The 12,268-nt window shown below is 65.1% G+C and carries 12 protein-coding genes; 5 read left to right on the top strand and 7 right to left on the bottom strand.

Features of this window, described 5'->3' with window-relative positions; all coding sequences use genetic code 11:
• Positions 1-123: 123 nt before the first annotated feature.
• Positions 124-1,026 carry a phytanoyl-CoA dioxygenase family protein gene (locus FA87_RS15025; protein ID WP_051943334.1) on the top strand — a complete coding sequence of 301 codons (903 nt, stop codon included), beginning with the start codon at positions 124-126 and terminating at the stop codon, positions 1,024-1,026.
• Positions 1,027-1,091: 65 nt separating this feature from the next.
• Here the strand turns inward: FA87_RS15025 and FA87_RS15020 are convergent, their stop codons facing one another.
• Positions 1,092-1,988: an alpha/beta hydrolase gene (locus tag FA87_RS15020; RefSeq protein WP_052191374.1), complete on the bottom strand. Its 897-nt coding sequence runs from the start codon at positions 1,986-1,988 to the stop codon at positions 1,092-1,094.
• A gap of 110 nt (positions 1,989-2,098) precedes the next feature.
• On the bottom strand, positions 2,099-2,956 hold the full coding sequence (locus FA87_RS15015; protein WP_043695635.1) for an alpha/beta hydrolase: 858 nt from the start codon (positions 2,954-2,956) through the stop codon (positions 2,099-2,101).
• Between the two features lie 66 nt (positions 2,957-3,022).
• Here FA87_RS15015 and prmC point away from each other — a divergent pair, with 66 nt between their 5' ends.
• Together prmC and FA87_RS21020 are read left to right on the top strand one after the other, a co-directional pair.
• On the top strand, positions 3,023-3,847 hold the full coding sequence (prmC, locus tag FA87_RS15010; RefSeq protein WP_043695632.1) for a peptide chain release factor N(5)-glutamine methyltransferase: 825 nt from the start codon (positions 3,023-3,025) through the stop codon (positions 3,845-3,847).
• Positions 3,844-4,980 (top strand): hypothetical protein, encoded by a 1,137-nt coding sequence (locus tag FA87_RS21020; RefSeq protein WP_043695629.1) that lies wholly within the window; start codon positions 3,844-3,846, stop codon positions 4,978-4,980. Before prmC ends, FA87_RS21020 begins: the two co-directional genes overlap by 4 nt.
• Positions 4,981-5,004: 24 nt before the next feature.
• Here the strand turns inward: FA87_RS21020 and dxs are convergent, their stop codons facing one another.
• Together dxs and FA87_RS14995 are read right to left on the bottom strand one after the other, a co-directional pair.
• Positions 5,005-6,900 (bottom strand): 1-deoxy-D-xylulose-5-phosphate synthase, encoded by a 1,896-nt coding sequence (gene dxs, locus FA87_RS15000; RefSeq protein ID WP_036110713.1) that lies wholly within the window; start codon positions 6,898-6,900, stop codon positions 5,005-5,007.
• A gap of 76 nt (positions 6,901-6,976) precedes the next feature.
• On the bottom strand, positions 6,977-7,579 hold the full coding sequence (locus tag FA87_RS14995) for an HNH endonuclease (protein WP_139382817.1): 603 nt from the start codon (positions 7,577-7,579) through the stop codon (positions 6,977-6,979).
• 269 nt (positions 7,580-7,848) lie between these two features.
• Between FA87_RS14995 and FA87_RS14990 the strand changes: the two genes are divergently transcribed.
• A complete protein-coding gene (locus tag FA87_RS14990) occupies positions 7,849-8,607 on the top strand; it encodes a SapC family protein (protein WP_043695626.1) in 759 nt (252 codons plus the stop codon).
• 63 nt (positions 8,608-8,670) lie between these two features.
• Here the strand turns inward: FA87_RS14990 and FA87_RS14985 are convergent, their stop codons facing one another.
• The 3 genes from FA87_RS14985 to FA87_RS14975 form a co-directional block, all read right to left on the bottom strand.
• On the bottom strand, positions 8,671-9,147 hold the full coding sequence (locus FA87_RS14985) for a GNAT family N-acetyltransferase (protein ID WP_036110721.1): 477 nt from the start codon (positions 9,145-9,147) through the stop codon (positions 8,671-8,673).
• A 91-nt stretch (positions 9,148-9,238) separates the two neighbouring features.
• Complete coding sequence (locus FA87_RS14980; RefSeq protein ID WP_043695625.1) at positions 9,239-11,014, bottom strand: acyl-CoA dehydrogenase C-terminal domain-containing protein; 1,776 nt, start codon at positions 11,012-11,014, stop codon at positions 9,239-9,241.
• Between the two features lie 39 nt (positions 11,015-11,053).
• The gene (locus FA87_RS14975) at positions 11,054-11,554 is read right to left on the bottom strand and encodes a hypothetical protein (RefSeq protein ID WP_052191373.1); all 501 of its coding nucleotides are present in this window, start codon (positions 11,552-11,554) and stop codon (positions 11,054-11,056) included.
• Positions 11,555-11,706: 152 nt separating this feature from the next.
• Here FA87_RS14975 and FA87_RS14970 point away from each other — a divergent pair, with 152 nt between their 5' ends.
• Complete coding sequence (locus FA87_RS14970; protein ID WP_036110728.1) at positions 11,707-12,186, top strand: SET domain-containing protein-lysine N-methyltransferase; 480 nt, start codon at positions 11,707-11,709, stop codon at positions 12,184-12,186.
• Positions 12,187-12,268 lie beyond the last annotated feature (82 nt).

The following is a 12,268-nucleotide window of genomic DNA, read 5'->3' as shown; positions in this document are numbered from 1 at the left end:
TGGGAGAGACCGACTCTACGGATGCTGCAATGCAGTTTGCAAGCGCTTGCAAATCGGCCTAGCGTAGTGACCGAGCCGGTATCTCGCCGGTCCTCCCACAACGCGCACCGCGCAGGAGTCCGCATGAATGCCTCCTTCCAGACCGATCGCCGACCATCCATCGTCCCGCGCGTCTTCACCGAAGACACGCTGGATACGGGCCTCATCGTCAACGAATTGCTCGACGGCATCGGCGCGGTGACCTTGCGGGGGCTGTTCAGCGCTGACGAGATCGCCGAGGCCCGCGCTATCGTCATGCGCGAATCGAACGCGGATGACCGTGGCGGAAAGGTCACGCATTTTCAGGGCGATGCCGAGCGGGCGGGGCGGATCAATCTGCAGCGTCGCGTATGGAATCTGCTCGCGAAGGGCGAGATTTTCTCGCGGATGGCGGCGCATCCGGCGATCATGAAGGTCATGCGCGCCTTCATCGGCAGCGAGTTCATCATGGGCTCGATCGCGGCCAATCGCATTCTTCCCGGCGGCCCCGGGCAGGAGCCCCATATCGATTATCCGTACTGGGATTACCACTCGCCGCAGACGCATCCCGTGCGTCTCAACTCGACGTTCCCGCTGAACGCGCAGGCGACGATCATGCTCGATCCGTTCACCGAGGAGACGGGAGCGACCGCCTATGTACCGGGTTCGCAGCGTCAGCTGCATTACCCGGATGAGAGCGATCGTTTCTTCGACCGGTGCGAACGCATGCTCGGCGAGCCGGGCGATACGGTGATCTTCTTCGGCGCGGTGTGGCATTGCGCGATGCCCAACCGGAGCACTATCGACCGTACGGCGATCATCACGCAGTACCTGCCGAAGTTCATCAAGCCGATGGAGGACATCCCCGCAGCCCTGCCGGCCGAGTTCGTGAAGAACGCGAGCGCGGACATCAGGCAGCTACTGGGACTGAATTATCCGTACCCGGAAGTGCTCGACGCGGCGCGCGGTGGAAATGCCGAAGGGCGGGATGTGATGAAGGCGCGCTGATAGCGGCGTCGTTGCGGCCTGTATCGCCGCCGGGGTGGTTCCCATCCGAGCCACTCCGATCGACGTTACTTCGCGTCCCGCGGCGTCCGCACGTTGGCGGCAACCGGCGTCGCTGGCGACGGGCTCCCGACGAAATGCACGACATCGTCCAGCACCGGCGGGGCTTTCTTCCCGCCGCGTAGCGCGAACAGAATGCCCATGTGCCCCATGTCGGGGTAGAGCTTCACCACTACCGATTCACCCTGGGCCTCGTAACGCCGCTGCAGGGAAAGCGCATTTGAAGGCCGCACGGTCGAATCGTCCTGACCTTGCAGAAGCAAGGCGGGGGGCTCGTCGCCATCGACGAAATTCACCGGTTGCGAGCGCGCCTGTTCGGCCGGTGTATGGCCGAACATGTCGATGAAGTCGTCGTCTTTCAGCGGCAGGAAGTCGTACGGCCCGGCCAGCCCGATAAAGCCGGACAGATCCCGCGGCTTCATGCCGACCGCGCCAAGCCAGCGCGCATCCGTGGCCAGCAGCGCGGCGATGTGCCCGCCTGCGGAATGGCCCATCACGAAGACGCGCCCGGTGTCGCCGCCATAGGTGCCGACGCGATCGTGCGTCCAGCGGACGGCCTTTGCCGCATCGCCGACGAACCCGTCCAGTTTTACCTTCGGCCACAGGCGATAGTCGGGTACCACGGTGACGATGCCCCGCGACGCCAGCGCCTCGCCCACCCAGCGGTACCACTGCCGCTTGCCGCTCTTCCAGCTGCCGCCGTAGAGGAACACCACCACGGGCGCGTTCTTCGCATCGACGGGGCCGTACACATCCAGCGCCAGCCCGTCCGACGGGTCGTAGACGATGTCGTGGTGGGCAACGACGCCGGTGGACGACTGGCGTGCATTGATCACACCGAACAGAGCGGACTGGCAGCCGGAGAGGAGCAGAGCGCCGAGGGAAACGAGGAAGAGTCGGGTCATGTAAGCACTCTACGGACCGCCCGTGAAAACGGATGCAGCGCCACGTCCGCGCAGCGCCATGTCCCCGGCGGTCCAGACCCATAGGGAAGCCAGCCCGGCTGGCGATGCCCTCAGTGCGCCGCCGGATGCCGCCGGATAAAGTCCACGGTGTCATCCAGCACCGGAGCCGACCGCTGCCGGGGCCCGAGTGCAAGCAAGAGCCCCTCATGGCCCACGGCGGGATAGAGCTTCAGTTCGACGGGCTCCCCCTGCTGCCGGTAACGCCCCTCGAACGCGACGGCCTCCGCCGGCGAGACGATCGTGTCCTTCTCCCCCTGCAGCAGAAGCGCGGGCGGCTCGTCGCCATCCACGAAGTTGATCGGCTGCGAACGCGCCTGCTCGGCAGGCGTGTGCCCGAAGATGTCCGCGAACTCGGGTTCGTCGAAAGGAATGAAGTCGTAAGTTCCGGCCACGCCGATGAACCCGGCCAGATCGCGCGGACGCATGTCGACGGCGGCAAGCCACTGCTTGTCGACGGCAAGCATGGCGGCTATCTGGCCACCCGACGAGTGGCCCATGACGAACTCATCGCGCGGATCGCCGCCGAATTCTCCCGCGTGGTCATGCGCCCAGCGTATGGCTTCCGCGCCGTCATGGAGGAAACCGTCCTGACGTGCGTCGGGCCAGAGTCGGACGTCGGCAATGATCGTCACGATGCCGCGAGCGGCCAGTGCCTCGCCCACCCAGCGGAACCACTGGCGCTTCCCGCTCATCCAGCTGCCGCCGTAGAAGTAAACGACGACGGGCGCGTGGGTCGCCTGCGCCGGAGCGTAGACGTCCAGTGCGATATTCAGTGCGCGGTCGTAAACGAGATCGCGATGTGCCACGACGCCATCGGTGGACTGGCGAGCATTCATCGCGCCGAAGAACGCCGACTTGCAGCCGCCGAGGAGCACAACGAACAGAAGGATGAAGGCGCGAAGGGACATGAGGGGGATTGTAGCCGTGGGCGCCTTGCATAGGCCTTCCTGCGGTCCAGCGGCTAGAATCCAGCCATGACCGATGTCCGCACGATCCTGCGCCAGGCCGCCGAGGCCCTTGGCGACCGTCTCGAAGCCGAGCTGCTGCTGGCCCATGTGCTGGGGGTGAATCGTGCGTGGTTCTTCGCGCATGCCGATGACGGACTCGGCGCCGACGCCACTGCTGCGTTCGGAGAGCTCGTGCGTCGCCGTGCGGAAGGCGAGCCGGTTGCTTACATCACGGGCACGCGGGACTTCTGGTCGATGACCCTGGAGGTGGGACCCGCCACGTTGATACCGAGGCCGGAAACCGAGCTTCTGGTGGAGCTCGTTCTGAATCGGCTGCCTGCGGGAGGGCGCGTGCTCGACCTCGGTACGGGCAGCGGGGCGATCGCCCTCGCCGTGGCGAAGGAACGCCCCGATGCTTCGGTCACGGCCGTCGACTTCAGCGAGCCGGCGCTGCTTGTCGCCCGGCGAAATGCGGAGCGCCACGGTCTGCAGCACGTACGCTTCGCTGCCAGCGACTGGTATGCCGCCGTGGGGGACGAGCGTTTCGATGTCATCGTCAGCAATCCTCCGTATATCGAGTCCGGTGACGAACATCTCGGGCAGGGCGACCTGCGTTTCGAGCCGGCAAGCGCGCTCGCTTCCGGGGAGGACGGTCTCGACGACATCCGGCGCATCGCCTCCGGCGCATCCGCGCATCTTGTCGACGGTGGCTGGGTGCTGATGGAACACGGATGGAACCAGGGTCAGGCTGCTCGTTCCATTCTCGAGCGCACGGGTCTCGTGGACGTCTTTACCGCACAGGATTTGGAGGCGCGGGATCGCGTGAGCGGAGCGAGGTTGGCAGTCCGATGAGCCTGACGAGCGAAAACCTGCCCAACGTTTTTGCTCTTTATCACGTGCACTCGATCGGCCCAGGTGCCGGCGACGTCAAAGATCTCGGCATGCATGCGTCGCGTGCGAACGCCGAATCGTCCATCGCGGCTTACCTCGATTTGCCCGGTTTCAGGCGAACCCCCGATGGATTTCGCGTGATCGCTTACGCCATCGACGTGCTGCTCTGGCCCATGGGATTCGCCCTCGCGGACGGCTTGCCCGGGCTGCTCGCCCGCCACTCTCCGGAGGGTGTGGCGGCGGAGCTGGCAGAGGTTCACGTGGTCTGGCATGAGTTCGAAGAGCCCGCGGAAATCGACCATGAGCGCGTGGTCGGAGTCTTCTCGACGCGCGCGCTTGCCGAAGAGGCGGTAGCCGCCAGCAGGCGACTCCCGGGTTTTGCCGACTATCCCGATGGCTTCATGACCGGAGCTGTCACGCTTGGAGAACGTGGCTGGACCGAAGGATTCGCCACCGTCGACGGACGCGAACCTCCATCGCTTTCTTCATTGCTCGCCGGGTGCTCCGGTCGCATCACGCGGCGTGGTGATCTCGCGCTTCTCGACGTGGCCGCCCTGTCCGACGTGCTTGTGGCGATGGGTGATATCGGTGTTCGTCCCCTTGGTATTAACGGATTCGTGTCCGGTGGACATGGGATCAATCCCGACCCTGATCAGACACTCGATCTTTCCGGATGCGCGACGGTTCGCTGTTCGCTTGATGAAGCGCAGCGGTTCGTCGGGACGAGCGCGCGGGCCGATCGGCTTTATGAGCTGGTGACAGCGGATGCCGGGCGTCCACTACTTGTACCCGAACGCGCGTTGCTCGTGCACGTGATCGGCAAGGCAGGCATGGCTGAACCCGAGGCCGCGTGGCTCGATGCGCTTCGCGTAACCGATCTCGCGAATGGTGGCCTGGGCGGGTTTCGTGTCGTGTTCCCGGAGCCGGGTGACTACACGCGAGCAGTAAGCGACTTTGCCTTCGACGATAGCGACGGCGTGCAGGTGCAAGTGCGATTGAACGTCGACGATGACGGCATGCCGTACGAGCTCGAGATGTCGCGAGTCGACTCGCAGCCTCTACAGTCACTTCCCAAGGACTGGGCCGACGGCTGATGCCGGCGGCCCACGCGCGATGACTCAGCCCGCGCTGGCCACTTCCGTCGCCACGAACTGCGGAAACCGCGCAACGATCGCGCTGCGGATCTGCGGCAGGTCGAGTCCGGCCATCGTGAGGACTTCCTCGCGGCTACCGTGTTCGAGATAAGCGTCCGGCAGCCCCAGATGCAGGATCGGCAACGTCACGCCATTGGCGGCCAGCAATTCGGCCACGCCCGCACCGGCACCACCGGCGATGGCATTGTCCTCGATGGTGACGAATGCTTTGTGCGTCCGCGCCATCTCGAGGATGAGTTCCTCATCCAGTGGTTTCACGAAGCGCATGTTCACCAACGTGGCATCAGTCTCCGCGGCGATAACAGCGGCAGGTGCCAGCATCGTGCCGAAGGAAAGAATCGCCAGACCGTGGTGCCCGCGACGGCGCACTTCAGCCTTGCCGATCGGATACGTCTCCAGCGCCTCGACCATCTTCGCGCCCGGGCCGGTACCGCGCGGATAGCGAATGGCGGCTGGGCCGTGGTACTGATAGCCCGTGCTCAGCATGATGCGGCATTCGTTCTCGTCGGCCGGCGCCATGATCACCATGTTCGGCAGGCAGCGCATGAAAGACAGATCGAAACTGCCCGCGTGCGTGGCGCCGTCCGGACCGACCACACCCGCGCGGTCGACCGCGAAGGTGACATCGAGGTTCTGCAGGGCGACGTCGTGGATGGCCTGATCGTAGGCGCGCTGCAGGAACGAGGAATAGATCGCCACGACGGGCTTCGCACCCTCGACCGCCATGCCCGCAGCAAGCGTGACCGCATGCTGCTCGGCGATGGCCACGTCGAAATAACGCTGCGGGTATTCCTTCGAGAAACGCACCAGGCCGGAGCCTTCGCGCATCGCCGGCGTGATGCCGAGCAGGCGCTCGTCGGCGGCCGCCATGTCGCACAGCCAGTCGCCGAAGATATCGGTATAGGTCGGTTTGGCCGGCGCGCTCTTCTTGACGAGACCGGCCACCGGGTCGAACGGACCTACGGCGTGGTATTCGATCGGACCTTTTTCGGCAGGCTCGTAGCCCTTGCCCTTGGTCGTCATGACGTGGACGAGCTGCGGGCCGGGGAGGTCCTTGGCGGTTTCCAGGGCCTGGACCAGCTGCGCCATGTTGTGCCCGTCGATGGGACCCGTGTAGTGGAAGCCCAGTTCCTCGAACAGCGTCGACGGCACGAACATGCCCTTGGCGTGTTCTTCCCAGCGCTTGAAGAAACGGCCGAAGAACGACTCCCTCGGCATGGCCTTCTTGGCCCGCTCCCGCCAGGCGTTGAGCGTGCGGCTGGACATGGCGCGGGCCATCATCTTGGTCATCGCGCCGACGTTTTCGCTGATCGACATGCCGTTGTCGTTGAGGATCACCAGCATGTTCGGCTCGACGTCGCCGCCGTGGTTGAGGGCCTCGAAGGCCATGCCGGCGGTCATCGCGCCGTCGCCGATGACGGCGACGACCTTGCGGTGGTCGCCACGGCGCTGCAGAGCGATGGCCATACCCAGTGCGGCCGAAATGGACGTGGACGAATGCCCGACGCCGAAGGTGTCGTACTCGCTTTCCTCGCGGCGGGGGAAGGGAGCCAGGCCGTCCTTCTTCTTGATCGTGGTGATGCGGTCGCGGCGGCCGGTCAGGATCTTGTGCGGGTAGCACTGGTGACCCACATCCCAGACGAGGCGGTCTCGCGGGGTATCGAGCACGTGGTGCAGGGCGACCGTGAGCTCGACGACGCCCAGTCCCGCGCCGAAGTGACCGCCCGACGAGGCGACGGCCTCGATCAGGTACCGGCGCAGTTCGTCGGCGATCGCCGGAAGTTCGTCTTCCGGGAAACGCCGGAGATCCTCCGGCGAGTCGATCTGCGCCAGATAAGGGTAGCGGGAGAGGTCGTTCATCCGCCTATTGTTCGCCTACGGAGGGGCGGGGGCAAGGGACGACGTGTGAAACCTTGCGGGCAAAGGCGGGCGGGATTCAGGCGGGGCGCCGATCCCGTGGCAGATGGCTGACCAGAAATTCCATCTGATCGGCCAGGATATTGCGGTTGGAAAGGATCAGGTGCTCCACCCAGCTGGGCCGGTAGGGCACGGCCAGAAGCGGCATGCGGGCCTGCTGCGGGGTACGGTTGCTCTTGCGCAGATTGCAGGCCAGGCAGGCGCTGACCACGTTCTCCCACTCGTCCGCGCCCTTCTTGGACAAGGGCAGCACGTGGTCGCGGGTGAGTTCGTGGCGGGTGTAGTGGTGACCGCAGTAGAGACAGATGTGCCGGTCGCGGGCGAAGAGGGCCGTGTTGGTCAGCGCCGGCGCCGGATCCACGGCGTGTTCTCGGCAGTGGCCGGTGCTGGCCACGATGGGGTGAAGCTCGAGGCTGCTCTGCATGCCGAGCGCCCGGTTCATCCCGCCGTGGACGGTCAGGCAGGCGTCGCCCAGTGTCCAGGCCACCACGCCGCGGACATACAGGCAGACGGCGTCCTGCCAGCTGATCCAGTCCAGGATGCGGCCCGCCGCGTCGAGCGACAGCACGCGCGTCGTATGCAGCGCGCTTACCCTCGGCAGGTCCTCTTGGAGCACTTCCATCGTCATCGGGTCTCGTCCTTCACTAAAGCGAAAGAGCGTTCCAGCAAGCCGAACTCCGTGCGGATCGGGGGGCCGATCCCGCCTCCTGGGAGGCGTTCGCCCGAGCATAGCCCATTATTGCGACGGAATCGCGCACGCCCGGTACGGTTCTTGCGGGGCTGTAGCGGTCATGAAGCGCTGATATAGTGGGGGTTCGTTAACGCCTGCGCGGGTTTGGAAGGGGGGCCGGGGTGGCTTCCCAGGTCCGGCGGGTCCATGAGGGTTTCTCAGTGGCAGAAGTGCTTTTCTACGAGCGTCCGGTTCCCCTGAATCGCACGGCGCATCGCGATCTCCGTCTCAAGGCGGTGAACAACATCCGTTTCGCGGCCACGGCGCACTCCGTGCCCCTGACCGGCGTCGAGTTCGCGCCCGCCGCGCGTGACTTCCCGATCCTCTTCGCTGGCAACACCATGGAAGAGGCCGGCCCGATGGCCCTCCTCGGCCTGCGTCAGGGCGAGAACCTGCTGGTCGGTGAGAACGGCTTCTGGGAACAGGGCATGTACATCCCGGCGTTCGTCCGCCGCTATCCGTTCGTGCTGGCCGAGAAGCCGGCCGGTGCCGAAGGCGACGACTTCACCGTTTTCCTCGACGAGGCCTACGAAGGCTTCAACGAAACCGAAGGTGAGCGTCTGTTCAACGAAGACGGCACCGACGCGCCGGCCCTGACCAACGCCGTGAATTTCCTCGGTGAGTTCCAGGACCACGTCGCCCGTACGCAGTGGTTCATGGGCAAGCTCCGCGAGCACGACCTGCTCGAGCCGCGCACCATCACCCTGCAGAAGGAAGGCAAGGGCATCAACCTCAACGGCCTGTTCGTCATCAACGAAGAGAAGCTGCGCGCTCTCGACGAGAAGGTCGCCGGTGAATTCCTCCGCGAAGGCGCCTTCGGCTGGATCTACGCGCACCTGGTGTCGCTGGCCAACATCGACCGCATGGCCGCGCGTCTCGACACGCGCGAGCAGAAAGAAGTCACGACCCCCACGGTCTGATTGTCTGGCTCCATCAAAAAAAGGCCACCCGCGAGGGTGGCCTTTTTCGTTCCACCGCCTCGATCAGCGAACCGGCTTCGCCAGCCGTATCAGGTCCGTATCGAAGCCATGCTTCACATACATGTCGCGGGCCCGCTCGTTGCCGGGGAACACGGCCAGCGTTACAAACTGGCAGCGATGGTCCTTGGCCCAGGCGTAGGCGTGGTCGAGCAGGAAGGTACCGACGCCTTCGCCCTCGTGTTCTTTCGCCACCGCGATATCGGAGATATGGCAGTTGTCGCGATGCGTGAAGAAGTCCTTGGTTTTCTGAAGATGCACGAAGCCCACCGGGTCACCGTCTTCGTTCTCGGCGACGAAGATGTAGCTGTTGGACGGTTGCTCGTCGAGGTGTCTGACCAGGTCCGACTCGATGCCCTTGAGGCAATCGGTCTTGCTGCGCCCGTTGGGCAGTGGGAAGTCGACGAAACGGTGGAGCAGGCCAAGGATGAACTCGTCATCGTCGCTCTCGGCGAGACGGATCAGAAACGGAGAGTCGCTCATCGGGTCGGGCACCGTCGCGGTGGGAAGGCTGGCCAGAGCCTTTTCTACACCTTCGGGGGTGGCGGGGAAACCCCCGCCACCCTCCAGCGGGTTACAGCAGTTCCGGCAACGTCGCCACGCCTGCCTCGATCGCCGCCTTGTGCACGTGGATACGCGGCAGGATGCGGCTGAAATAGAACGTGGCCGTGTCGCGCTTGGCCTGCTTCGCATCCGCGGAGAGGTGTGACCCCTCGGTGGCGAGTACGCTGCGTGCCCAGCAGTAAGCCAGGGTCACATAGCCCGACAGATAGAGATAATCCACCGCGGCCGCGCCCAGCTCCTCCGGGTTGGCCTGCGCGCTCTGGGCGATCGCCTGGGTCAGATCGCCCCAGGTCTTGGTCGCCACGGCGAGAGGCCCGATGAAAGCCTTGACGTTTTCCGTGGTCTGGTGCGCCTGGCAGAACGCCGAGATCTCACCGAGGAAATGCTTCAGACCGGCGCCCTGCAGCTGCATGATCTTGCGGCCGAGCAGGTCCAGCGCCTGGATCTGCGTGGTGCCTTCGTACAAGGTGATGATGCGCGCATCGCGGACGAACTGCTCCATGCCGTGCTCGGCGATATAGCCGTGACCGCCGAAGATCTGCAGGGCTTCCTTGGTGCATTCCTGCGCGGCTTCGGTGAGCAGGCCCTTGGCGATCGGAATCAGGAAGGACAGCAGTTCACCGGCTTCCTTGCGCGCCTGCGGATCGGCATCGCGCGACTCGATGTCGCTCTGCAGCGCGGCGTAGGCGGCGAGCACGCGGCCACCTTCGACGAAGGCGCGCTGGGTCAGCAGCATGCGGCGCACGTCGGGATGCACGGTGAGCGGATCGGCCGGCTTGTCGGGCAGTTTCGCACCGGACAGCGCACGCATCTGCAGGCGTTCACGGGCGTAGTTGAGGCTGTTCTGCAGGGCGCGCTCGGACACGGCAAGACCCTGGATGCCGACGGCGAGCCGCGCGGCATTCATCATGGTGAACATCGCCACCAGACCCTTGTGCGCGGGACCGATCAGCCAGCCTTCGGCCTCGTCGAAGTTCATCACGCAGGTGGCCGAGCCCCTGATGCCCATCTTGTGTTCGATGGCGCCGGCGGCGACGGCGTTGCGCTCGCCGAGGCTGCCGTCTTTGCCTACCTTGAACTTCGGCACGACCAGCATCGAGATGCCCCGGCTGCCGGCCGGCGCGTCGGGAAGCCGCGCGAGCACGAGGTGGATGATGTTCTCGGCGAAATCGTGTTCGCCCGCGCTGATGAAGATCTTGGTGCCGGTAACGCGGTAGCTGCCGTCCTCGTTCGGCTCGGCGCGGGTCTTCAGCAGGCCCAGATCCGACCCGGCCTGCGGCTCGGTGAGACACATGGTGCCGGTCCAGCGACCTTCGACCAGTGGCTTCAGGAAGGTTTCCTGCTGCCATGCGTCGCCGTGGTGCTCGAGGGCGTCGGTGGCGCCGTGCGAGAGCAGGGGGTAGATGCCCCAGGCCAGGTTGGCCGAGTCGATCATTTCCTTGGTCATCGCGCCCAGCACGGCGGGCAGGCCCTGGCCGCCGAACTTCTCGTGCGCGGTGAGACCGGCCCAGCCGCCTTCCGCGTACTGGCGGTAGGCTTCCTTGAAGCCTTTGGGCGTGGTGACTGACGCGGTGGCCTTGTCGTAATGGCAGCCTTCCTGGTCGCCGCTCGCGTTCAGGGGTGCGAGCACCTGCTCGTTGAAGCGGGCGGCCTCATCGAGCACGGCATCGAGCAAGTCGCGCGTGTGGCCCTCGCCGCCTTCCAGCCGGGCGAGCACGGCTTCGGCGCCGAGTACGTCGTAAAGCGCGAAGCGCATGTCGTCGAGGGGGGCTTTGTAGATCGTCATGGCGAATCCTGGCGTCGCGGCGGGCGCGGCTGGGTGAGGTCAGGGAGAGCGATAGGTATCGGGGATGCCGGGTACCGGCGACAGCCAGTTGCGTCCGTGCACCTCGAAGGTGCGGGGCTTCTTTTCCTGCTCCGGGAGGGCGGTGATCGTTCCTTCGATGGCATAGGGCAACGAGCCGGAGCTGCCTTTGGCGGCCAGTTCGGCCAGCGCTTTCGACATGTCCGGTGTCGGCAAAAGATCGATTTTCGCCACGTCGGCGGCGAACGACGGGATGTCCTGATCGACCTTCGCATCGAGCAACACCCCGGCGAGGTTGCCCACCCGCAGGGTGCCCTGGAACGCCTCGAACGACATGCCGCCGTAACTGTTGTTACGGACGCGCAGGGTCAGGTGCCAGACGCCGCCCGGCCTGGCGGTGACTTCCTGCAAGGTCACCGACGGCGGAAAAACACTCTTTTTCGCGGGGCCGCAGGCGGCGAGCGTGGCCACGCCGAGAAGCAGCGCGATGCGTACGAACGAGTTGCGGACGGTCGAGATCATTCCCTGGGCTTCCGGCATGGGTGCGTCGAACAGGTGTCGGATGGTAGCGCCGGGCATGCATGCGCGCGAGACGTGCGTTTGAAACGCGGTTCCCAAGCGGGGAGCGAGCAGGCATCATCAGCGATCATCATCCAAGACCATCGATTCTCCCTATGACCCGACGCATCGCCGCACGACGTTCGCCCATCCACGGAAACGGCGTCTTCGCCACCGCGCCCATCAAGGCCGGCGACGAGATCGTCGAATACAAGGGCGATATCATCACCCACGCCCAGGCCGACAAGAAGTACGGCGACGGTGGCGAGACAGGACACACCTTCCTCTTCACGCTGAACGAGAAGTTCATCGTGGACGGCAACAGCAACGGCAATACGGCGCGCTGGATCAATCATGGCTGCGATCCCAACTGCCAGGCCGTGGTCGAGGAAGCCGTGGAAGGCAAGCCGTCGAAGAAGGACCGCGTGCTGATCGAAGCCATCCGCGATATCGCCCCCGGCGAGGAGCTGACCTACGACTACGGCATCACGCTGGACATGCCGCATACGGCGCGCCTGAAGAAGATCTGGGCCTGCCTGTGCGGCTCGCCGAACTGCATCGGTACGATGCTCAAGCCGAAGCGCAAGGCCGCCTGAGCCTTCTCTTCACGTTTGCTCACGGGGCGCCGACGCCTGCGCGACGCCCCGGTCATGCTCCGCCATCGATCCTCGGAACACA

The organism is Luteibacter sp. 9133 (genome assembly GCF_000800155.1).
Classification (GTDB): domain Bacteria; phylum Pseudomonadota; class Gammaproteobacteria; order Xanthomonadales; family Rhodanobacteraceae; genus Luteibacter; species Luteibacter mycovicinus.
The sequence above is the reverse complement of the archived record's forward strand: the minus strand, read 5'-3'. Positions and strand labels throughout refer to the sequence as shown.

Coding starts and splice junctions, on each gene's coding strand:
- FA87_RS14995 (WP_139382817.1), bottom strand. CDS start 7,579: ATGGAAGTGCTCCAAGAGGACCTGCCGAGGGTAAGCGCGCTGCATACG.
- FA87_RS14985 (WP_036110721.1), bottom strand. CDS start 9,147: ATGAGCGACTCTCCGTTTCTGATCCGTCTCGCCGAGAGCGACGATGAC.
- dxs (WP_036110713.1), bottom strand. CDS start 6,900: ATGAACGACCTCTCCCGCTACCCTTATCTGGCGCAGATCGACTCGCCG.
- FA87_RS14975 (WP_052191373.1), bottom strand. CDS start 11,554: ATGATCTCGACCGTCCGCAACTCGTTCGTACGCATCGCGCTGCTTCTC.
- FA87_RS15025 (WP_051943334.1), top strand. CDS start 124: ATGAATGCCTCCTTCCAGACCGATCGCCGACCATCCATCGTCCCGCGC.
- FA87_RS15015 (WP_043695635.1), bottom strand. CDS start 2,956: ATGTCCCTTCGCGCCTTCATCCTTCTGTTCGTTGTGCTCCTCGGCGGC.
- FA87_RS21020 (WP_043695629.1), top strand. CDS start 3,844: ATGAGCCTGACGAGCGAAAACCTGCCCAACGTTTTTGCTCTTTATCAC.
- FA87_RS15020 (WP_052191374.1), bottom strand. CDS start 1,988: ATGACCCGACTCTTCCTCGTTTCCCTCGGCGCTCTGCTCCTCTCCGGC.
- prmC (WP_043695632.1), top strand. CDS start 3,023: ATGACCGATGTCCGCACGATCCTGCGCCAGGCCGCCGAGGCCCTTGGC.
- FA87_RS14970 (WP_036110728.1), top strand. CDS start 11,707: ATGACCCGACGCATCGCCGCACGACGTTCGCCCATCCACGGAAACGGC.
- FA87_RS14980 (WP_043695625.1), bottom strand. CDS start 11,014: ATGACGATCTACAAAGCCCCCCTCGACGACATGCGCTTCGCGCTTTAC.